The organism is Pseudomonas sp. Irchel s3f7 (genome assembly GCF_900187615.1).
In the GTDB taxonomy this organism is placed as follows: domain Bacteria; phylum Pseudomonadota; class Gammaproteobacteria; order Pseudomonadales; family Pseudomonadaceae; genus Aquipseudomonas.
On sequence record NZ_FYDO01000010.1, the window covers coordinates 153,724 to 174,318 of the forward strand.

Consider the following 20,595-nt stretch of genomic DNA (forward strand, 5'->3'; position numbering starts at 1 on the left):
TTCACCTGTGGATAACTTATTCCACAGTCACCGACTTCGCCAGGTTACGCGGCTGGTCAACGTCGGTGCCTTTGAGCACGGCAACGTAATACGACAGCAATTGCAGCGGAATGGTGTAGAGGATCGGCGACAGGATGTCGTGGATGTGCGGCATCTGTACGACGTGGGTGCCTTCACCATTGGTCATGCCGGCCTTCTCGTCAGCGAAAACGACAAGCTGGCCGCCACGGGCGCGGACTTCCTGGAGGTTGGACTTGAGCTTTTCCAGCAGCTCGTTGTTCGGCGCCACGGTCACCACCGGCATGTCGTTATCCACAAGCGCCAACGGACCATGTTTCAGCTCGCCGGCCGGATAGGCTTCAGCGTGGATGTAGGAAATCTCCTTGAGCTTGAGCGCCCCTTCCATTGCGACCGGGAACTGCGCACCACGACCGAGGAACAGCGTGTGGTTCTTCTCGGCGAACAGCTCGGCAACTTTTTCCACGATGCTGTCCATCGCCAATGCCTCGCCAAGGCGAGTCGGCAAGCGACGCAGCTCTTCGACCAATGTAGCTTCGACGCCTTTGGCCAGTGTGCCGCGAACCTGGCCCAGGGACAGCGTCAGCAACAGCAGGCCAACCAGTTGAGTGGTAAAGGCTTTGGTCGACGCCACGCCAATTTCGCGCCCGGCCTGGGTCAGTAAGGTCAGGTCGGATTCACGCACCAGCGAACTGATACCCACGTTGCAGATGGCCAGGCTGGCGAGGTAGCCCAGTTCCTTGGCGTTACGCAGCGCTGCGAGGGTGTCGGCGGTTTCGCCGGACTGGGAAATGGTCACAAACAGGGTGTCTGCCTGCACCACCACCTTGCGATAGCGGAACTCGCTGGCCACTTCGACCTGGCACGGGATGCCAGCCAGCTCTTCAAGCCAGTAACGGGCAACCATACCGGCGTGATAGCTGGTGCCGCAGGCCACGATCTGTACATTGCGCACTTTGGCGAACAACTCGGCCGCCTGTGGACCGAACGCCTGCACCAAGACTTGACTCTGGCTCAGGCGACCTTCCAGGGTGCGTTGCACCACGGACGGTTGCTCGTGGATTTCCTTGAGCATGTAGTGACGGTATTCGCCTTTGTCGGCGGCTTCGGCGCCATCGCTGTATTGCACCGACTGGCGCTCGACCGCTTTGCCGGTCACGTCCCAGATCTGCACGCTGTCACGACGAATCTCGGCGATATCGCCTTCTTCCAGGTACATGAAGCGATCAGTGACCTGGCGCAGGGCCAACTGGTCGGACGCGAGGAAGTTTTCACCCATGCCAAGCCCGATGACCAGCGGGCTGCCACTACGTGCCGCCACCAGCCGATCAGGCTGTTGTGCACTGATGACCGCCAGACCATACGCGCCATGCAGTTCTTTGACGGTTGCCTTGAGGGCCACGGTCAGGTCGCGCAGGTCCTTGAGCTTGTGGTTCAGCAGGTGCGCGATGACTTCAGTGTCGGTGTCCGACGTGAAGACATAACCCAAGGCTATGAGTTGTTCGCGCAGGGCTTCGTGGTTTTCGATGATGCCGTTGTGCACTACGGCCAGATCACCCGAGAAATGTGGGTGCGCATTGCGCTCGCAAGGCGCGCCGTGGGTGGCCCAACGGGTGTGAGCAATACCCAGACGACCGACGAGCGCTTCTTCGGCCAGAGCCTGCTCCAGCTCGCTGACCTTGCCCGGGCGACGACGACGCTCGAGTTTTTCATCATTGGAATAGACCGCCACACCGGCGCTGTCATACCCACGGTATTCCAGACGCTTCAGGCCTTCGACCAGGATGGCGGTGATGTTACGTTCTGCGACTGCCCCGACAATGCCACACATACTATTTCTCCTGACTGACAGCCGCGCAAATCAACGTGATACCGCGGGCCTGAATCTGATCCCGTGCCTCAAGGGGCAGGCGATCATCGGTAATAAGGGTATGGACGCTGCTCCAGGGCAGCTCCAGATTGGGAATTTTGCGGCCGATTTTGTCGGCCTCGACCATCACCACCACTTCACGGGCCACTTCAGCCATGACCCGGCTAAGCCCCAATAATTCATTGAAGGTGGTGGTACCGCGAACCAGATCGATGCCATCGGCACCAATGAACAACTGGTCGAAGTCGTAAGAGCGCAGAACCTGCTCGGCCACCTGCCCCTGAAAGGACTCGGAATGCGGATCCCAGGTGCCGCCGGTCATCAACAGCACCGGCTCGTGCTCAAGTTCGCTCAAAGCGTTGGCGACATGCAGGGAGTTGGTCATCACCACCAAACCCGGTTGTTGGCCGAGCTCGGGAATCATGGAGGCGGTTGTACTGCCGCTGTCGATGATGATGCGCGCATGTTCGCGAATTCGCGCAACGGCAGCGCGGGCAATGGCTTGTTTGTATTTGGAGACTGGCTCACCGACATCGGCCACCAATTCCTGAGGCATGGTGATCGCCCCGCCATAACGCCGCAGCAACAGACCGTTGCTTTCTAGTGCCGCCAGATCCTTGCGAATCGTAACTTCAGACGTTTCGAAACGCTTGGCCAATTCGTCCACACTCACTTCGCCCTGCTCGTTGAGCAAGGTGAGGATGTTGTGGCGGCGTTGTGGTGTATTGCGCTTTGACATGCTGGATAAGTTTCGATTCGAAAGATAACGAAAGCAATAAAAACCTATCGGTGAAACTTCGTCAAGGGCGAGGCGATAAAAAGAGCTGTGGATAACCAGTAGGAGCGAACTTGCTCGCAATGGAAGCGATGCATCTATTCAGAAAAATAGCGTCATCGTTCACGTCCATCGCGAGCAAGAGGGCTGTGCATAACTTACGACTTCTTGATTTTTTCCGGCCGCTTCCAGCCGTCGATGTTCTTCTGCCGAGCACGCCCGACTGCCAACTGCGCTTTATCCACAGTTGAGGTAATCGTCGAACCGGCCGCCGTGGTTGCACCGTCCAAGATATCCACAGGCGCCACCAATGAGTTGTTGGAACCGATGAACACATCTTCGCCCAACACGGTTTTCCACTTGTTGGCGCCGTCATAGTTGCAAGTGATGGTGCCGGCACCAATGTTGGTACGCGCGCCGATTTCGGCATCGCCCAGATACGACAAATGACCAGCCTTGGCGCCTTCTCCCAAGTGCGCGTTCTTCAGCTCGACAAAGTTACCCACATGCGCTCGGGCATCCAGCACGGAGCCCGGACGCAACCGAGCGAACGGACCGGCATCGCTGCCTTCGCCCAGAATCGCACCGTCGATATGGCTGTTGGCCTTGATGACCACACCTTTGCGCAGGGTGCTGTCCTTGATCACGCAGTTCGGGCCGATGATCACGTCGTCTTCGATGATCACTTTGCCTTCGAGGATGACGTTGATATCGATCAGCACATCACGGCCTACCGTAATGTCGCCGCGAACATCGAAACGTGCCGGATCGCGCAGCGTCACACCTTGCGCCATCAAACGGCGACCGGCGCGCAGTTGATAATGCCGCTCCAGCTCGGACAGCTGCTTGCGGTCGTTGGCGCCCTGCACTTCCATCGCGTCGTGGGGTTGTTCGGTGGCGACGATCAGACCGTCACTCACCGCCATGGCGATCACGTCGGTCAGGTAGTACTCGCCCTGCGCATTGTTGTTGGACAAGCGGCTCATCCAGTCGCCGAGGCGTGCGAAAGGCAACGCCAGGATGCCGGTGTTGCCTTCGGTGATTTTGCGTTGGGCTTCGTTGGCATCTTTCTGCTCGACGATGGCGGTGACCTTGCCATCGCCATCACGAACGATACGGCCGTACCCGGTCGGATCATCCAGATCGACGGTCAACAGACCCAGCTGTTGTGGGCTTACCTGCTTGAGCAGACGCTGAAGCGTTTCGACTTCGATCAACGGCACGTCACCGTAGAGCACCAGCACAGTGTCGGATTCAATAAATGGCACCGCTTGAGCCACCGCGTGGCCTGTACCCAGCTGCTTGTCCTGCAGAACGAAATTCAGATCATCCGCTGCCAGACGTTCACGCACAGCATCGGCGCCGTGACCGATCACCACATGAATGCGCTGTGGATCAAGTTGCCGGGCGCTGTGGATAACATGACCCAGCATCGAGTTGCCGGCAATCGGGTGCAATACTTTTGGCAAAGCCGAGCGCATGCGCGTGCCTTGGCCAGCAGCGAGGATAACGATTTCAAGAGACATGACTGGCTACCAATCCTGGGTGGTCAGCGGCTGCGACCGGGTTTAAAAATCGGAAAAGAAAAAAGGGTAGCCGAGGCTACCCTTTTTAATCAATCACACAACAAGCGCAGCCTTAGTGGCCAAACTTCTTGCGGATCTGCTGGACGGTGCGCAGCTGAGCTGCGGCCTCGGCCAGACGTGCGGCAGCAGAACCGTAATCGAATTCTGCGCCACGTTCATGCAAGGCCTTCTCGGCAGCCTTGACGGCTTCCTGAGCGGAGGCTTCATCCAGGTCGGCAGCACGTTGCACGGTGTCGGCAAGAACCTTGACCATGTTCGGCTGAACCTCGAGGAAACCACCGGAGATGTAAAACACCTCCTCTTCCCCGCCCTGCTTGACCAGGCGGATCGGCCCTGGCTTCAGATTAGTGATCAGCGGCGCGTGACCCAGAGCGATACCAAGATCACCCAGTGCACCGTGCGCAATCACCATCTCGACCAGACCGGAAAAGATTTCCCCTTCCGCGCTGACGATATCGCAATGGACTGTCATAGCCATCTGATTGCCTCAACCTAAATTAGCGCCCGTTGCCGGGCGCCGGGATTACAGTTTCTTGGCTTTTTCGATCGCTTCTTCGATGCCGCCAACCATGTAGAACGCTTGTTCTGGCAGGTGGTCGTAGTCACCGTTGAGGATGCCTTTGAAGCCAGCAATGGTGTCTTTCAGGGAAACGTATTTACCCGATGCACCGGTGAAGACTTCAGCCACGAAGAACGGCTGCGACAAGAAGCGCTGGATCTTACGAGCACGGTTTACCAACTGCTTGTCGGCTTCCGACAGCTCGTCCATACCCAGGATCGCAATGATGTCCTTCAGTTCTTTGTAACGCTGCAGAACGTACTGAACGCCGCGAGCGGTGTCGTAGTGGTCCTGGCCGATTACGTTCGGGTCCAGCTGGCGCGAAGTCGAGTCGAGTGGATCGACCGCTGGGTAGATACCCAGGGAAGCGATGTCACGGGACAGAACGACGGTAGCGTCCAAGTGGGCGAAGGTGGTCGCTGGCGACGGGTCGGTCAAGTCATCCGCAGGTACGTATACCGCTTGGATCGAAGTGATCGAACCTTCCTTGGTCGAAGTGATACGTTCTTGCAGAACGCCCATCTCTTCAGCCAGGGTCGGCTGGTAACCTACTGCGGAAGGCATACGGCCCAGCAGTGCGGATACTTCAGTACCGGCCAAGGTGTAACGATAGATGTTGTCGACGAACAGCAGAACGTCGTTACCTTCGTCACGGAACTTCTCGGCCATGGTCAGGCCGGTCAGTGCTACGCGCAGACGGTTACCCGGCGGCTCGTTCATCTGACCGTAAACCAGTGCCACTTTGTCCAGAACGTTGGAATCCTTCATCTCGTGGTAGAAGTCGTTACCCTCACGAGTACGCTCACCCACACCGGCGAACACGGAATAACCGCTGTGCTCGATGGCGATGTTACGGATCAGTTCCATCATGTTTACGGTTTTGCCTACACCGGCACCACCGAACAGACCGACTTTACCGCCTTTGGCAAACGGGCAAACCAGGTCGATAACCTTGATGCCGGTTTCCAGCAGGTCGTTGCCGCCTGCCTGTTCAGCGAACGAAGGCGCTGGACGGTGAATGCCCCAACGCTCTTCAGTAGCGATTGGACCAGCTTCGTCGATCGGGTTGCCCAGAACGTCCATGATCCGGCCCAGAGTCGCTTTACCGACCGGTACGGAGATGGCTGCGCCAGAGTCGATAACGTCCAGACCGCGCTTCAAGCCTTCGGTGGAACCCATCGCAATGGTACGAACCACGCCATCGCCCAGCTGCTGCTGAACTTCCAGGGTGGTCCCGGCCGCGCTTTGTACAGTCAGCGCGTTGTAGATGCTCGGTACGCTGTCGCGTGGAAATTCCACGTCGATAACGGCGCCGATGATTTGAACGATACGTCCGCTACTCATAGCTGGATCCTCTGAATATTTGAACCGTTAAACCGCGGCAGCGCCGCCGACGATTTCCGAGATCTCTTGGGTGATCGCAGCCTGACGCGCCTTGTTGTAGACCAGCTGCAAATCGCTGATCAAATCACCGGCGTTGTCGGTAGCGTTCTTCATCGCGATCATCCGCGCAGCTTGTTCAGCCGCGTTGTTCTCGACCACCGCCTGGTAGACCTGCGACTCCACGTAACGGACCATCAAGCCGTCTAGCAGCTCCTTGGCATCCGGTTCGTAGAGATAGTCCCAGTGGTGCTTGAGGTTCTGATCCGGGGTTGCCACCAGTGGAATCAATTGCTCCACGGTAGGCTGTTGCGTCATGGTGTTGATGAACTTGTTGGACACCACGGACAGGCGGTCAATACGGCCGTCCAGGTAGGCATCCAGCATCACCTTGACGCTGCCGATCAGATCATTGATCGACGGCTCTTCACCCAGGTGGCTGATAGCTGCAACGACGTTACCGCCGAAGTTGCGGAAAAAGGCCGCACCCTTGCTACCAACGACACACAGATCGATCTCGACGCCGTTTTCGCGGTTTACCGCCATGTCCTTGACCAGGGCCTTGAACAGGTTGGTGTTCAAGCCGCCGCACAAACCACGGTCACTGCTCACTACGACATAACCAACGCGCTTGATTTCGCGGTCGATCATGAACGGGTGGCGGTATTCCGGGTTGGCGTTGGCCAGATGCCCAATTACCTGGCGGATACGCTCCGCATAAGGACGGCTAGCAGCCATGCGCATTTGTGCCTTGCGCATTTTGCTGACCGCCACTTTTTCCATGGCGCTGGTAATCTTTTGCGTGCTTTTGATGCTCGCAATCTTACTGCGAATCTCTTTTGCGCCTGCCATGTAACACCTATCAGGTTAGCAAGCGGGAGCCTTGCGGCTCCCGCTGCGGCTTACCAGGTTTGGGTGGCCTTGAACTTCTCGATACCGGCTTTCATGCCAGCGTCGATTTCGTCATTGAAGTCACCTTTCACGTTGATCTTCGCCATCAAATCGGCGTGATCGCGGTTGAAGAAAGCAATCAGCGCTTGCTCGAAGCTGCCGATTTTGGCGATTTCAACGTCAGTCAGGAACCCACGCTCAGCGGCATACAGCGACAGCGCCATGTCAGCGATCGACATTGGTGCGTATTGCTTCTGCTTCATCAGCTCGGTAACGCGCTGACCATGCTCAAGTTGCTTACGGGTCGCTTCGTCCAGGTCAGAAGCGAACTGGGCGAATGCCGCCAGTTCACGGTACTGAGCCAGAGCGGTACGGATACCACCGGACAGCTTCTTGATGATCTTGGTCTGAGCGGCACCACCCACACGGGATACCGAAACACCGGCGTTCACTGCAGGGCGGATGCCCGAGTTGAACATGGCCGATTCCAGGAAGATCTGACCGTCGGTGATGGAAATCACGTTGGTCGGAACGAACGCGGAAACGTCGCCAGCCTGGGTTTCGATGATCGGCAGTGCGGTCAGGGAACCGGTTTTGCCGGTCACTGCGCCGTTGGTGAACTTCTCTACGTATTCTTCCGAAACGCGGGATGCGCGCTCCAGCAGACGGGAGTGGAGATAGAACACGTCGCCTGGGTAAGCTTCACGGCCTGGTGGACGGCGCAGCAGCAGGGAAATCTGGCGGTAAGCCACTGCTTGCTTGGACAGATCGTCATAAACGATCAGCGCGTCTTCACCGCGGTCGCGGAAGAATTCACCCATGGTGCAACCGGAGTACGGTGCCAGGAATTGCAGCGCAGGAGATTCCGAAGCACTGGCAGCCACGATGATCGTGTTGGCCAGGGCGCCGTTTTCTTCCAGCTTGCGAACCACGTTGGCGATGGTCGATTGTTTCTGACCGATGGCTACGTAGACGCAGAAAATGCCGCTGTTCTTCTGGTTGATGATCGCGTCGATCGCCAGAGCGGTTTTACCGATCTGACGGTCACCGATGATCAGCTCACGCTGGCCACGGCCGACAGGGATCATGGCATCGACAGCCTTGTAGCCAGTCTGTACAGGCTGGTCTACCGACTTACGCCAGATCACGCCTGGAGCAACTTTCTCGACCGCGTCGGTCTCGGTGTTGCCCAGTGGACCTTTGCCGTCAACAGGGTTACCCAGTGCGTCGACTACGCGACCCAGCAGTTCCTTACCAACCGGAACTTCCAGGATGCGGCCGGTGCACTTGGCGCTCATGCCTTCAGCCAAAGACTGGTATGCGCCCAATACAACGGCACCTACGGAGTCTTGCTCCAGGTTGAGTGCCATACCGAAGACGCCGCCCGGAAACTCGATCATCTCGCCGTACATTACGTCGGCCAGACCGTGAATCCGCACGATACCGTCAGATACGCTGACGACAGTGCCTTCGTTACGGGCTTGGGAGGTCACATCGAGCTTGTCGATGCGGCCCTTGATAATTTCACTTATTTCGGAAGGATTGAGTTGCTGCATTGCTCTGCTGCCCCTTCAAACTCAAGATTTCAATGCTTCGGCAAGTTTCGCGATTTTGCCGCGAATCGAGCCATCGATAACCAGGTCGCCGGCGCGGATGACGACACCACCAATAAGGGCAGCGTCCTCCGCAACTTGCAGGCGCACTTCCCGGTTGAGTCGTGCACTGAGAACCTTGGCGAGTTTGTCTTGCTGTTCTTGGTTCAATGCAAAAGCACTGGTGACTTCAACGTCTACCGACTTCTCTTGCTCGGCCTTGTACAGGTCGAAAAGAGCGGCAATCTCCGGCAATAGCGGGAGACGGTCGTTTTCGGCAACGACGTGGATGAAGTTCTGTGCCTTGGCATCAAACTTGTCGCCGCACACGTCAATAAACGTGGCGGCCTTTTCTGCGCTCGTCAGTCGCGGGGCCTTGAGCACGCGCTGCATGGTGTCGTCTTCCGACACCGCTGCAGCCAGGCCGAGCATGGCTGACCAATTGGCCAGTTGCTGGTGGGCCTGAGCGTGCTCGAAGGCCGCCTTAGCGTAAGGTCGGGCCAACGTGGTCAGTTCTGCCATGATCGCCCTCGCTTAGATTTCAGCAGCCAGTTGGTTAACCAGCTCTGCGTGCGCGTTTTGATCGATTGTGGCACCCAGGATCTTCTCGGCGCCGCCGACTGCCAGCAAGCCCACTTGGGCACGCAGCGCGTCTTTGACACTGTTCAGTTCCTGTTCGATCTCGGCTTGAGCCTGAACCTTCACACGGTCAGCGTCGACACGGGCTTTTTCAACAGCCTCTTCGACAATCTGGTTACCGCGTTTCTTGGCTTGCTCGATGATTTCAGCTGCCTGAGCTTTCGCTTCGCGCAGTTGGTGACCCGCTTTCTCTTGGGCCAACTCCAGGTCGCGAGCTGCACGGCTGGCAGCGTCCAGACCATCAGCGATCTTCTTTTGACGTTCGTGCAGTGCCGCAATGACCGGAGGCCATACGAACTTCATGCAGAACAGTACAAAAATCAGGAACGCAACGGACTGGCCAATCAGGGTCGCATTAATGTTCACGCCAACACCTCGCAGTTACGTTGTCCATCACACCAAATTACCCGGAAGATCCGAGTAATTAGCCAGCGATTTGACCAACGAACGGGTTCGCAAAGGTGAAGAACAGAGCGATACCAACACCGATCATGGTTACGGCGTCGAGCAGACCGGCAACGATGAACATTTTAACTTGCAGCATTGGGACCATTTCTGGCTGACGCGCTGCGCCTTCCAGGAACTTGCCGCCCAGCAGGCCGAAACCAATTGCGGTACCCAGTGCGCCCAGGCCGATCAACAGTGCAACAGCGATAGCGGTTAGACCAACTACAGTTTCCATCTTTCCTCCCGACTTTTACGTCGTATGGTTTAGGTTTTTTAGATTAAAGCGGTAAAACAAATCGTTTCAGATGCCCCGTAAGGAGCACCTTCCCGTTTTACCGGGAAGGACATCAGACTAGTCGAGACTGGTCTTAATGGTTTTCTTCGTGTGCCATCGACAGGTAAACGATGGTCAACATCATGAAGATGAACGCCTGCAGGGTGATGATCAGGATGTGGAACACAGCCCACGCCCACTGCAGAACAACGCCCAGGCCACTAAGCCAGAGCAGACCGCTGCCGAACATCACAGCAATCAGAATGAAGACCAGCTCGCCGGCATACATGTTGCCGAACAGACGCAGAGCCAGGGAGATCGGCTTGGCGATCAGGGTCACGAATTCCAGCAGGAAGTTCACCGGGATCAGCAAGGCCTGAACGAAGATGTTCTTGCTGCCGAACGGGTGCAGGGTCAGTTCGCCGATGAAGCCGCCGATGCCCTTGACCTTGATGCTATAGAAAATGATCAGTGCGAAAACCGAGATGGCCATGCCCAGAGTCGCGTTCGGGTCGGTGGTCGACACGGCGCGGAACGGGATGTGTGCATCGCCGGAGATCAGGATGGCCAGCTGAGGAATCCAGTCGACCGGTACCAGGTCGACGGCGTTCATCAGGAACACCCAGACGAAGATGGTCAGTGCCAGCGGTGCAATCACCGGGCTACGGCCATGGAAGCTGTCTTTCACGCTGCCATCGACGAATTCGACCAATACTTCAACGAAGTTCTGCAAAGCACCTGGCTGACCGGAGGTCGCTTTCTTCGCCGCCATGCGGAAAAGAAGAACGAAGATCAGACCCAATGCGACCGACCAGCCGAGGGTATCGACGTGGAAAGCCCAGAAGCCCATTTCCTTGGCTTCTGCTGCGGTGTGGGCAAAGCCCCAGCCGCCGGTAGGGTGCTGACCGAAGGTCAGGTTCTGCAAGTGGTGCTGGATATAGCCCGAAGCGGTTGTTTCTGCCATGGTTGCCTCAAACGCCCTAAGGTCTCGAAAGTCTTGTTCTCATCAGCAGGGGAGCGAACCAGCTGACCGACTGAGTCAGCACGAAGGCACCGAATACTGCAATCGGCGCCAGTGGCTTCACACCTGCAAACACCAGTGCAAACAGCACTGCCGTCAAAATCAGTTTGCCTGCCTCGCCGGCATAAAATGACCGGACGATGGACTGGGCTGCTCGGGCGCCGGAAAACCGAAATGCCCTGTGAGCAAAATAAACATTGGGTAGCAAGGCTATCAGGCCTCCGCAGAGTCCCGAGTACCCGGCAACGACTCCATATCGGTACCAGAGCGCCAAAGCGGCGATCAGCAACACGACAAATTGAGCCATTAACACCGGAAAAACTGCCAGACGATGGAAGGGCAAGCGGTTTGGCGTGCGGGTTTCCATCACTTTTACTCTCCAATGGTCGGCTGCCGAAATGCAATAACTTGGCATAATTTGTGCCGACAAAATGCGCGCAGAGTATAGGGGCGGTTCAGCCCCTATTCAACTGTCAGGTAGTGATTTCCGACTGCGCGCTACATGAGTAAATGTTTCAGCGAATATGTGCGAGTACGCCCTGGAGTTCATCCAGGGAGTTGTAGCCAATCACCAGTTGCCCTTTACCCTTCTTCCCATGGCGAATCTGCACCGCAGAGCCTAGGCGCTCGGCCAGACGCTGTTCGAGACGGGCGATATCCGGGTCCGGTTTTGTGGGTTCGACAGGCTCCGGTTTGCCACTCAACCACTGGCGAACCAGTGCTTCAGTCTGGCGCACGGTGAGCCCGCGTGCGACAACATGTCGCGCCCCTTCAACCTGTTGATTTTCCGGCAACCCGAGCAAAGCACGGGCATGGCCCATTTCCAGGTCACCGTGGGACAACATGGTCTTGATGACTTCCGGTAACGAAATCAGGCGCAACAGGTTCGCCACGGTAACCCGCGACTTGCCCACGGCTTCGGCCACCTGTTGCTGGGTCAGCTGGAACTCCTGCTGCAAACGCTGCAGGGCGACCGCTTCCTCGATCGGATTCAGGTCTTCGCGCTGGATGTTCTCGATCAGTGCGATGGCGATCGCGGTTTCATCCGGCACATCGCGCACCATTGCCGGGATGGTTTCCTGCCCGGCTTGCTGGCTGGCGCGCCAGCGGCGCTCACCGGCGATGATCTCGAAACGACCGCCACCGATCGGGCGAACCACGATCGGTTGCATAACGCCTTGTGCCTTGATCGACTGCGCCAGCTCTTCGAGCGCCTGAGGATCCATATCACGGCGCGGTTGATACTTACCGCGCTGGAGCAGGTCCAGTGGCAGGTGCTGCAGCTCACGGTGGTCGGCATGCGCCGCCTGTTCTTCCAGCGAGCTGACTGTCGGACCACTCAGCAGTGCATCCAGTCCACGTCCGAGACCTCGTTTCTTGACGGCCATGGGGATTCCTTAAGTTGCCTGAGCGGCGGCGATGCGTGAGTTTTTGCGTTGGCGGCGAACCATCTCGCCAGCCAATGCCAGATAGGCGATGGCGCCCCGCGATGCTTTGTCGTATGCGAGCGCCGGCATACCGTAGCTCGGGGCTTCGGCCAGACGAATGTTGCGCGGGATGACGGTGTCGTAGAGCTGCTCGCCGAAGTGTTCCTTGAGCTGCGCGGACACGTCGTTCATCAGGCTCAGGCGCGGGTCGTACATCGTACGCAGCAAGCCTTCGACCTTGAGGTTCGGGTTCAGCAGTTCAGCGATGCGCTTGATGTTATCCACAAGGTCGCTCAAACCTTCCAGCGCGAAGTACTCGCACTGCATGGGGATAATCACCCCATCGGCGGCCACCAGCGCGTTCAATGTCAGCATCGACAGCGACGGCGGGCAGTCGATCAAAATGTAATCGTAGTTTTCCCGGATCGGCGCCAGCGCGCTGCGCAGACGGCTTTCCTTCATCTGCATTTCCAACAGAACCACTTCGGCCGCGGTCAGGTCGCGGTTGGCCGGCAACAGCTGGTAACCACCGTGTTCGGAGTAGTGCATGGCCTGGGCCAGGTCACATTCACCGATCAACAGGTCGTAGACCGAGTTTTCCAGGCCATGTTTATCCACACCGCTACCCATGGTGGCGTTGCCCTGTGGATCGAGATCGATCAACAACACCCGGCGCTTGGTTGCAACCAGGGATGCTGCGAGGTTGATGCAGGTGGTGGTCTTGCCCACACCACCCTTCTGGTTCGCTATCGCGAATACCTTAGCCATTCTTGCTTGTGTTCCCAATCATGCCGTGCGGCGCAGTATCAGCAGATGGCGTTGGCCTTGGCAACCGGGTACGGCCAGGGCGTGTTCGCTATCGAGGTGGAAGTCTGCCGGCAATGCTACCAGCTCATCGGCGGGATGAACGCCCTTCATTGCCAGCCAACGTGTTTCGGTATCGCCGAGGTGGCGAGTCCAGTTGCTGAAGTTCTCCATGCTGCTGAACGCCCGGGAAATAATCCCGTTGAATGGCAGTTCAGGCTGGAAGGCTTCGACGCGACTGTGGATAACTTGCAGGTTATCCAGTTTGAGTTCGAGTTTGACCTGGGTCAGGAAGCGGGTTTTCTTGCCGTTGCTGTCCAGGCAAGTCACCTGGGACTCTGGAAACAGGATGGCCAGCGGAATACCCGGCATGCCGCCACCGCTGCCAACATCCAGCCAGCGGCCATTTTCGATGAACGACATGACGCTCAGACTATCGAGCAAATGACGGGACACCATTTCGTCCGGATCACGCACGGCGGTGAGGTTGTAAGCCTTGTTCCATTTGATCAACAGGGCCAGGTAACCCAGCAGCTGCGCGTGCTGGGTTTCTGTCAGCGTGACACCAAGCTGGCGAGCACCTGTGGATAACTCTTCTGCGTGTTGCGAAGTGACCAACGAACTCAAGCGCTTTGCTCCAACTGACGGCCCGCGCCGCGTTTTTTCAAATGAATCATCAACAGCGAAATGGCTGCCGGCGTAACACCCGGGATACGTGACGCCTGGCCCAAAGTCTCTGGTCGGGTCGCGCCGAGTTTGCTCTGGATCTCTTTGGAGAGACCGGAAATATTCGTGTAATCGATATCCACAGGCAGTTTCGTGTCTTCGCTAGCGCGCAGACGGGCGATTTCATCCTGTTGACGATCAATGTAACCGGCGTACTTGGTCTTGATTTCGACCTGCTCGGCGACCTGTGGATCTTCTGCGCCGCCACCGGTCACGGCGATCAGACCAGCGTAGTCGATTTCCGGACGGCTCAAGAGGTTGAGCAGGTTATATTCGTGAGTCAGCGGCGTGCCGAATTTTTCGGCGATCGCATCGCCTTGCTCGGTGCCCGGGCGTACCCAGGTACTTTTCAGACGCTGCTCTTCCAGCTCAATGCTTTCGCGCTTTTTGCAGAAAGCCGCCCAACGCGCGTCATCCACCAGGCCCAGTTCGCGACCTTTTTCGGTCAAGCGCAGGTCGGCATTGTCTTCGCGCAGAATCAGACGGTATTCGGCACGGGACGTGAACATCCGGTAGGGCTCTTGGGTACCGAGCGTAATCAGGTCGTCGACCAACACGCCGATGTACGCTTCATCGCGACGCGGGCACCAGGCGTCTTTGCCCTGTGCACGCAGCGCCGCGTTGGTCCCGGCAAGCAAACCCTGGGCGCCGGCTTCTTCGTAACCGGTGGTGCCGTTGATTTGCCCGGCGAAGAACAAGCCGCCGATGACTTTGGTTTCCAGGCTGTATTTCAAATCCCGTGGATCGAAGTAGTCGTACTCGATCGCGTAGCCCGGACGCACGATGTGCGCGTTTTCCATGCCGCGAATCGATTGCACGATCTGCAATTGCACGTCGAACGGCAAGCTTGTGGATATCCCGTTCGGATACAGCTCATGGGTGGTCAAACCTTCCGGTTCGATAAACACCTGATGGCTTTCCTTGTCGGCAAAGCGATGGATCTTGTCTTCAATCGACGGGCAGTAACGCGGGCCAATGCCTTCGATCTCACCGGCAGCGGAATACATCGGCGAACGGTCGAGGTTCGCGGCAATGATTTCGTGGGTGCGCGCATTCGTGTGGGTAATCCAGCAGCTGACTTGCTTCGGATGCTGCTCTTTGGACCCCATGAACGACATCACCGGGATCGGCGTATCGCCCGCTTGTTCGGACATCACAGAGAAATCCACAGACCGGCCGTCGATACGCGGTGGAGTACCGGTTTTCAAACGGCCCACACGCAATGGCAGTTCACGCAGACGGTGAGCCAGGGCGATCGACGGCGGATCACCGGCGCGACCGCCGGAAAAATTCTGCAAACCGATGTGGATAAGTCCACCGAGGAACGTACCGGTGGTCAACACCACGGAATCGGCGAGGAAACGCAGACCCATTTGCGTGACAACACCACGGACTTGTTCCTGCTCGACGATCAGGTCATCAGCAGCCTGTTGAAATATCCACAGGTTCGGCTGGTTTTCCAGGATTTCGCGGACAGCGGCCTTGTACAGAATCCGGTCTGCCTGGGCGCGGGTTGCACGCACGGCGGGGCCTTTGCGGCTGTTCAATACGCGAAACTGGATGCCGCCTTTATCGGTAGCCATGGCCATCGCGCCGCCGAGGGCATCGATTTCCTTGACCAGGTGGCTTTTGCCGATCCCGCCAATAGCCGGGTTGCAGCTCATGGCACCGAGGGTTTCCACGTTATGCGTCAGCAACAGGGTTTTCACCCCCATACGTGCTGAGGCCAGTGCTGCCTCGGTACCGGCATGACCGCCGCCGATGACGATCACTTCAAAACGGGAAGGGAAATCCACCACGCACCTCGTGCCTGCTTAAGTAGGTAATTCAGGAATAGTTTGAGCTCAGGTTTTTGGACCTGGTCGACAAGTATAGGGACTTCGCCGTTCCTAAAGAACCCTTTGCACAAAAATTAACCAGCTGTGGAAAAGTCGGGGTTATAGAAATTAAAAAGAGAGAAATTTATTAAATCTTTGTTTTTATGTTTATTTCTATGTAGCTACATTTCTGTGGATAGATTGATGCAGCCCTTTGTTTTCAATGTGTACAGAGATTCAAAACCCTGTGTTCATGTGCCAATGAGGCCCTTGGATAACCGGTGTAAGCCTGTGGATGAAAGGGGTGGTTATCCACAGAGGCAATTATATTCAGTTTTCGAGCCCTGTTATCAACTGACCTTAACCGCTGTTATTCACAGGGCTTAATCCACAGAATAGCGTCGGAATGATCAAAATCCGGGCACACAAATGCCGCTCAAGCAGAAAGAATTCGCTCGGCACTCGGTGTTTGATCAAGAAAAGGAGAAAACAGACAGGCTCGAATGGCCTGTCTGTGGACAACGGAGGGCGTTATTTACCGATGCAGAAGCTGGAAAAAATCCTCCCCAACAGATCATCGGAGCTGAATGCGCCGGTAATTTCCCCCAGGGAATGCTGAGCCTGTCGCAAATCCTCCGCCAGCAACTCGCCGGCACCGGCCAGAGTCAGCTGAGCGCGACCATGTTCAAGGGCTGCACTGGCATGACGCAGTGCGTCCAGGTGACGCCTGCGTGCGCTGAAGCTGCTTTCCGATGTCTGTTCATAACCCATGCAGGCCTTGAGGTGATCACGCAATAGATCCAGGCCGTCACCGCCTGATTTTGCGCTCAGGCTGATAGTGACGTGCCCGTCATCGCTGACTTCCAGGGCGATGGCTTCGCCGGTCAGGTCAGCCTTGTTGCGGATCAGGGTGACTTTCGCAGGATCCGGGCGGGTTTCGAGAAACTCCGGCCACAATGCGAAGGGATCGAGCGCTTCAGGAGCCGTGGCATCAACGACCAGCAGCACGCGATCCGCCTCACTGATGGCTTTCAATGCACGTTCGACGCCGATTTTTTCCACATGATCATCGGTATCGCGCAGACCGGCGGTATCAACCACGTGCAACGGCATGCCGTCGATGTGGATATGTTCGCGAAGTACATCCCGGGTAGTCCCGGCAATTTCTGTCACGATCGCCGCTTCGCGCCCGGCCAGGGCATTGAGCAGGCTGGATTTCCCGGCATTCGGACGACCGGCAATCACTACCGTCATACCGTCACGTAGCAAGGCGCCCTGTCCGGCTTCACGCATCACGGTGGATAACTCGTCGCGTACTTTGTCGAGCATGCTCAGGACATGGCCATCGGCAAGGAAGTCGATTTCTTCTTCCGGGAAGTCGATCGCAGCCTCGACGTAGATGCGCAGACCGATCAGTTGTTCGGTGAGGTTATGCACACGTGTCGAGAACGCGCCCTGCAGTGAGCGCAGCGCATTGCGCGCAGCCTGTGCAGAACTGGCTTCGATCAAGTCGGCGATGGCTTCGGCCTGGGCTAGATCGAGCTTGTCATTCAGGAAGGCGCGTTCACTGAATTCACCTGGCCGGGCCAGACGGCAACCCAATTCCAGGCAACGCTTGAGCAACATATCGAGAACAATCGGGCCGCCATGGCCCTGCAGTTCCAGCACATCTTCGCCAGTGAACGAGTTCGGTCCCGGAAAATACAGCGCGATGCCCTGGTCAAGCACCTCGTCGTTTTCACTGAGAAAAGGGCCGTAATGGGCGTATCGCGGCTTGAGTTCGCGACCACTGAAGGCCTTGGCCGCAACGCTGGCCAACGGCCCGGAAATACGGACGATGCCCACACCACCACGACCTTGGGCAGTCGCGACAGCGGCGATGGTTTCACGAGGAGCGCTCATAAACCGGTATCCAGACAAAAGTGACAGATAGCAAAACGCCCCACTAGGGGGCGTTTTGAGTGGTTATCCACAGTGTAAATCAGGCAGCTGCATTAGCGGCGGCTTCGACCTTACGTGTGATGTACCACTGTTGGGCGATCGACAGGCAGTTGTTCACTACCCAATACAGCACCAGACCGGCCGGGAACCACAGGAAGAAGAAGGTGAAGATGATTGGCATCAGCTTCATCACCTTGGCCTGCATCGGATCCGGCGGTGTCGGGTTCAACTGCTGCTGGATGAACATGGTTGCACCCATGATGATCGGCAGAATGAAGAACGGATCCTTGATCGACAGGTCAGTAATCCACAGCATGAATGGCGCTTGGCGCATTTCAACGCTTTCCAGCAGAACCCAGTACAGCGAGAGGAAAACCGGCATCTGCACGAGGATTGGCAAGCAACCACCCAGCGGATTGATCTTCTCTTTCTTGTACAGCTCCATCATGGCTTGCGACATTTTCTGCCGGTCATCGCCATGTTGCTCTTTCAGCGCAGCCAGTTTTGGTGCCACTGCACGCATGCGCGCCATGGATTTGTAGCTGGCAGCCGACAGCGGGAAGAAAATCCCTTTGATCAGCATGGTCAGGAAGATGATCGACCAGCCCCAGTTACCCACAATGGCGTGGATATGTTGCAGCAACCAGAAGATCGGTTGAGCGATGAACCACAGAATGCCGTAGTCGACAGTCAGTTCCAGACCTGGGGACAACTCTTTCAGCACAGCCTGGCTTTTCGGGCCGGCGTACAGAACAGCACTGGTTTCCGCTTTGGCACCCGGAGCAACGGTCAGCGAAGGACCGGTGTAACCGATGATGTAGTTGCCTTTGCTGTCTTTGCGGGTCTGGACGATATTGTTTTCGCCCTTGGCCGGAATCCACGCCGTCACGAAGTAGTGTTGCAACCACGCAACCCAACCGCCAGTAACGGTTTCTTTCAACGGCGCCTTGTCCATGTCCTTCATGGACACTTTCTTGTACGGCTCGGAACTTGTCCACAGGGCAGCGCCCAGGTAAGTCGCGGTGCCGGTGGCGGTGGTCGAAGATGGATCGGCGCTGGCGTCACGCTTGAGTTGCGCGAACATCGCACCGGACCAGGGCTGAGCGCTCTGGTTGTCGACCAGGTAAGAAACGGTTACGTCATACAGGCCGCGTTTCAAGGTGAAACGCTTGATGTAATTGACGCCGTCCTTGCTGAACTTCAGGTCCACGACCAATTGGTCCTGACCGTCAGCCAGTTGATAAACCTTCTTCTCCGAGGAATAAACCGGACGACCGGCTGGATTTGCATCCGGACCATTGGTGCCGATCAGACCGCTTTGCGCCAGATAAGTACGTTCGCTGCCGTTATCGAACAGCTGGAACGGAATTTCCGGATGATCCTGGCGGCGCGGATACAGCGGCAGCATCAACTGGGCAACATCACCACCCTGTGGATCGATAGCGAGTTCCAGTACATCCGTTTTGATCTGGATGAGGTCCTTGCTGGCGGCCACCGGCGTTTCGGCAGGTGCGCTGGTATCACTTGCGGCACGCGGAATATCGTCATTGGCGGAAGCGTTATTGCCAGTGGCGGTGTCCGGCAAACCGGATGTAGTCGTACTGGAAGCAACATTCTGAGTCGGCAGGGCAGCCTGGCCATAGTCCTGGTTCCATTTAAGAACCATAACGTAGGACACGATTGCCAGGGCGACGATCAGGATCGTGCGTTTGATATCCATGATTACTCGGCCATCGAAGAAGAACGGGAGGTAGGGATAGGTGGAACCGGGTCATAACCACCGGGATTCCACGGATGACAGCGACCTAAACGACGAAAGGTCAGCCAGCCACCGCGAAGAAGGCCATGATTTTCAATGGCTTCTAACGCGTAGCAGGAACAACTGGGGTAGAAACGACAGTGGTTGGCCATCAGGGGACTAATGGCATAGCGATAAAACTGGATCGGAACGAGTGCCAGTTTACGCATCTGGACTGTCTACCCCTACAGTTTCGGATTTGACTGCTGGTACCGGCGTGCTGCGAGCCAGACGTTTCCAGAGTTTGCCGAAATGCTGAATCAATTCGGGGTTTTCTACGTCACCCAAACCTTTGCGCGCGACGATAACAATGTCCCAACCGACCAGTGAATCCTGGTTCAGGCGAAACGATTCGCGCATCAGACGTTTGAGGCGATTGCGCTCGACGGAGAGCTTTACGCTCTTTTTCCCGATAACCAGCCCGAGACGGGGGTGATCAAGATCGTTGTTGCGCGCAAGGAGCAGGAGATTTTTCCCCGGAACCTTGCCGGTAGGGGAGTCAAAGACTGCCTTGAAATGCCGGGGGGTAAGCAGACGCTTTTCCCGACTGAAGTCCTGACTCACCTCCAGTGCCGGCTTATCAAACTGCCAGACGCGCACGACCTTTGGCGCGGCGACGCGACAGAACGGCACGGCCGTTCTTGGTAGCCATGCGAGCACGGAAACCGTGGGTACGAGCGCGTTTGATAGTGCTTGGTTGGAAAGTACGTTTCATTGTCGTGTTACCTGGTTCGTCCACAACGGGCCGGAATGGCCCCCGTTTTAAGAGACCGGGGATTCTAGAGAAAGCAAGCCTCTAGGTCAATTTCCAACCAACGTTTCCTTATAAATAGATTCCTGAGGTTTTTCAGCGTTTGATCCGGACCTAGATATAAGAATTAGAAAGGAAAGTATTTAAAGCTTTTCTGTAAAGCTTATAAAAGCTAGGCACGCCATCTGCTGTGGATAACTCAATTCAGGCCTTGTTTTACCTGATGTACAGAGAATGACAACTACCGTGGAAAACAGTGTTCAGCCTGTGCTGCGCTGT

General features: G+C 56.7%; 21 protein-coding genes. All 21 read right to left on the reverse strand.

Features of this window, described 5'->3' with window-relative positions:
• Positions 1–16: 16 nt before the first annotated feature.
• The 21 genes from glmS to rpmH all read right to left on the reverse strand — a co-directional run bounded on the left by glmS (position 17) and on the right by rpmH (position 20,280).
• Positions 17–1,849 (reverse strand): glutamine--fructose-6-phosphate transaminase (isomerizing), encoded by a 1,833-nt coding sequence (gene glmS, locus CKW19_RS11055; RefSeq protein WP_095057925.1) that lies wholly within the window; start codon positions 1,847–1,849, stop codon positions 17–19.
• 1 nt (position 1,850) lies between these two features.
• Entirely contained in the window at positions 1,851–2,627 is a 777-nt protein-coding gene (locus CKW19_RS11060) for a DeoR/GlpR family DNA-binding transcription regulator (RefSeq protein WP_095057926.1), read from the reverse strand.
• 194 nt (positions 2,628–2,821) lie between these two features.
• On the reverse strand, positions 2,822–4,189 hold the full coding sequence (glmU, locus tag CKW19_RS11065; protein WP_095057927.1) for a bifunctional UDP-N-acetylglucosamine diphosphorylase/glucosamine-1-phosphate N-acetyltransferase GlmU: 1,368 nt from the start codon (positions 4,187–4,189) through the stop codon (positions 2,822–2,824).
• Between the two features lie 112 nt (positions 4,190–4,301).
• Positions 4,302–4,727 carry a F0F1 ATP synthase subunit epsilon gene (locus CKW19_RS11070; protein WP_059403770.1) on the reverse strand — a complete coding sequence of 142 codons (426 nt, stop codon included), beginning with the start codon at positions 4,725–4,727 and terminating at the stop codon, positions 4,302–4,304.
• A 45-nt stretch (positions 4,728–4,772) separates the two neighbouring features.
• Positions 4,773–6,152 carry a F0F1 ATP synthase subunit beta gene (gene atpD / locus CKW19_RS11075; RefSeq protein ID WP_095057928.1) on the reverse strand — a complete coding sequence of 460 codons (1,380 nt, stop codon included), beginning with the start codon at positions 6,150–6,152 and terminating at the stop codon, positions 4,773–4,775.
• Positions 6,153–6,179: 27 nt separating this feature from the next.
• A complete protein-coding gene (gene atpG / locus CKW19_RS11080) occupies positions 6,180–7,040 on the reverse strand; it encodes a F0F1 ATP synthase subunit gamma (RefSeq protein ID WP_095057929.1) in 861 nt (286 codons plus the stop codon).
• Positions 7,041–7,090: 50 nt separating this feature from the next.
• A complete protein-coding gene (gene atpA / locus CKW19_RS11085) occupies positions 7,091–8,635 on the reverse strand; it encodes a F0F1 ATP synthase subunit alpha (RefSeq protein WP_030132553.1) in 1,545 nt (514 codons plus the stop codon).
• A 21-nt stretch (positions 8,636–8,656) separates the two neighbouring features.
• Complete coding sequence (locus CKW19_RS11090) at positions 8,657–9,193, reverse strand: F0F1 ATP synthase subunit delta (protein ID WP_008045680.1); 537 nt, start codon at positions 9,191–9,193, stop codon at positions 8,657–8,659.
• A gap of 12 nt (positions 9,194–9,205) precedes the next feature.
• Positions 9,206–9,676: a F0F1 ATP synthase subunit B gene (locus CKW19_RS11095; protein WP_008045681.1), complete on the reverse strand. Its 471-nt coding sequence runs from the start codon at positions 9,674–9,676 to the stop codon at positions 9,206–9,208.
• A gap of 58 nt (positions 9,677–9,734) precedes the next feature.
• Complete coding sequence (atpE, locus tag CKW19_RS11100) at positions 9,735–9,992, reverse strand: F0F1 ATP synthase subunit C (RefSeq protein WP_003097235.1); 258 nt, start codon at positions 9,990–9,992, stop codon at positions 9,735–9,737.
• Between the two features lie 133 nt (positions 9,993–10,125).
• A complete protein-coding gene (gene atpB / locus CKW19_RS11105; RefSeq protein ID WP_053164051.1) occupies positions 10,126–10,995 on the reverse strand; it encodes a F0F1 ATP synthase subunit A in 870 nt (289 codons plus the stop codon).
• Between the two features lie 16 nt (positions 10,996–11,011).
• A complete protein-coding gene (locus CKW19_RS11110; protein ID WP_008045685.1) occupies positions 11,012–11,419 on the reverse strand; it encodes a F0F1 ATP synthase subunit I in 408 nt (135 codons plus the stop codon).
• 148 nt (positions 11,420–11,567) lie between these two features.
• On the reverse strand, positions 11,568–12,440 hold the full coding sequence (locus tag CKW19_RS11115) for a ParB/RepB/Spo0J family partition protein (protein ID WP_095057930.1): 873 nt from the start codon (positions 12,438–12,440) through the stop codon (positions 11,568–11,570).
• A gap of 9 nt (positions 12,441–12,449) precedes the next feature.
• Complete coding sequence (locus CKW19_RS11120; RefSeq protein WP_053164056.1) at positions 12,450–13,247, reverse strand: ParA family protein; 798 nt, start codon at positions 13,245–13,247, stop codon at positions 12,450–12,452.
• Between the two features lie 18 nt (positions 13,248–13,265).
• On the reverse strand, positions 13,266–13,910 hold the full coding sequence (gene rsmG / locus CKW19_RS11125; RefSeq protein ID WP_095057931.1) for a 16S rRNA (guanine(527)-N(7))-methyltransferase RsmG: 645 nt from the start codon (positions 13,908–13,910) through the stop codon (positions 13,266–13,268).
• The gene (gene mnmG, locus CKW19_RS11130) at positions 13,907–15,805 is read right to left on the reverse strand and encodes a tRNA uridine-5-carboxymethylaminomethyl(34) synthesis enzyme MnmG (protein ID WP_095057932.1); all 1,899 of its coding nucleotides are present in this window, start codon (positions 15,803–15,805) and stop codon (positions 13,907–13,909) included. The genes rsmG and mnmG overlap by 4 nt, the downstream gene beginning before the upstream one ends.
• A 552-nt stretch (positions 15,806–16,357) precedes the next feature.
• Positions 16,358–17,728 (reverse strand): tRNA uridine-5-carboxymethylaminomethyl(34) synthesis GTPase MnmE, encoded by a 1,371-nt coding sequence (gene mnmE / locus CKW19_RS11140; protein WP_095057933.1) that lies wholly within the window; start codon positions 17,726–17,728, stop codon positions 16,358–16,360.
• A 79-nt stretch (positions 17,729–17,807) separates the two neighbouring features.
• On the reverse strand, positions 17,808–19,487 hold the full coding sequence (gene yidC, locus CKW19_RS11145; protein WP_095057934.1) for a membrane protein insertase YidC: 1,680 nt from the start codon (positions 19,485–19,487) through the stop codon (positions 17,808–17,810).
• A gap of 2 nt (positions 19,488–19,489) precedes the next feature.
• Complete coding sequence (yidD, locus tag CKW19_RS11150; RefSeq protein ID WP_003213574.1) at positions 19,490–19,735, reverse strand: membrane protein insertion efficiency factor YidD; 246 nt, start codon at positions 19,733–19,735, stop codon at positions 19,490–19,492.
• On the reverse strand, positions 19,728–20,129 hold the full coding sequence (gene rnpA / locus CKW19_RS11155) for a ribonuclease P protein component (protein WP_218232067.1): 402 nt from the start codon (positions 20,127–20,129) through the stop codon (positions 19,728–19,730). Before rnpA ends, yidD begins: the two co-directional genes overlap by 8 nt.
• Before the next feature lie 16 nt (positions 20,130–20,145).
• On the reverse strand, positions 20,146–20,280 hold the full coding sequence (gene rpmH, locus CKW19_RS11160; RefSeq protein WP_003213577.1) for a 50S ribosomal protein L34: 135 nt from the start codon (positions 20,278–20,280) through the stop codon (positions 20,146–20,148).
• Between the last annotated feature and the right edge of the window lie 315 nt (positions 20,281–20,595).

What these genes read in the sequence shown, in the direction of transcription:
- atpD (WP_095057928.1), bottom strand. Translation starts at nt 6,152, where the DNA reads ATGAGTAGCGGACGTATCGTTCAAATCATCGGCGCCGTTATCGACGTG.
- rpmH (WP_003213577.1), bottom strand. Translation starts at nt 20,280, where the DNA reads ATGAAACGTACTTTCCAACCAAGCACTATCAAACGCGCTCGTACCCAC.
- mnmE (WP_095057933.1), bottom strand. Translation starts at nt 17,728, where the DNA reads ATGAGCGCTCCTCGTGAAACCATCGCCGCTGTCGCGACTGCCCAAGGT.
- atpG (WP_095057929.1), bottom strand. Translation starts at nt 7,040, where the DNA reads ATGGCAGGCGCAAAAGAGATTCGCAGTAAGATTGCGAGCATCAAAAGC.
- CKW19_RS11090 (WP_008045680.1), bottom strand. Translation starts at nt 9,193, where the DNA reads ATGGCAGAACTGACCACGTTGGCCCGACCTTACGCTAAGGCGGCCTTC.
- atpE (WP_003097235.1), bottom strand. Translation starts at nt 9,992, where the DNA reads ATGGAAACTGTAGTTGGTCTAACCGCTATCGCTGTTGCACTGTTGATC.
- CKW19_RS11110 (WP_008045685.1), bottom strand. Translation starts at nt 11,419, where the DNA reads ATGGAAACCCGCACGCCAAACCGCTTGCCCTTCCATCGTCTGGCAGTT.
- CKW19_RS11060 (WP_095057926.1), bottom strand. Translation starts at nt 2,627, where the DNA reads ATGTCAAAGCGCAATACACCACAACGCCGCCACAACATCCTCACCTTG.
- yidC (WP_095057934.1), bottom strand. Translation starts at nt 19,487, where the DNA reads ATGGATATCAAACGCACGATCCTGATCGTCGCCCTGGCAATCGTGTCC.
- atpB (WP_053164051.1), bottom strand. Translation starts at nt 10,995, where the DNA reads ATGGCAGAAACAACCGCTTCGGGCTATATCCAGCACCACTTGCAGAAC.
- CKW19_RS11070 (WP_059403770.1), bottom strand. Translation starts at nt 4,727, where the DNA reads ATGGCTATGACAGTCCATTGCGATATCGTCAGCGCGGAAGGGGAAATC.
- glmU (WP_095057927.1), bottom strand. Translation starts at nt 4,189, where the DNA reads ATGTCTCTTGAAATCGTTATCCTCGCTGCTGGCCAAGGCACGCGCATG.
- glmS (WP_095057925.1), bottom strand. Translation starts at nt 1,849, where the DNA reads ATGTGTGGCATTGTCGGGGCAGTCGCAGAACGTAACATCACCGCCATC.
- atpA (WP_030132553.1), bottom strand. Translation starts at nt 8,635, where the DNA reads ATGCAGCAACTCAATCCTTCCGAAATAAGTGAAATTATCAAGGGCCGC.
- CKW19_RS11115 (WP_095057930.1), bottom strand. Translation starts at nt 12,440, where the DNA reads ATGGCCGTCAAGAAACGAGGTCTCGGACGTGGACTGGATGCACTGCTG.
- yidD (WP_003213574.1), bottom strand. Translation starts at nt 19,735, where the DNA reads ATGCGTAAACTGGCACTCGTTCCGATCCAGTTTTATCGCTATGCCATT.
- CKW19_RS11120 (WP_053164056.1), bottom strand. Translation starts at nt 13,247, where the DNA reads ATGGCTAAGGTATTCGCGATAGCGAACCAGAAGGGTGGTGTGGGCAAG.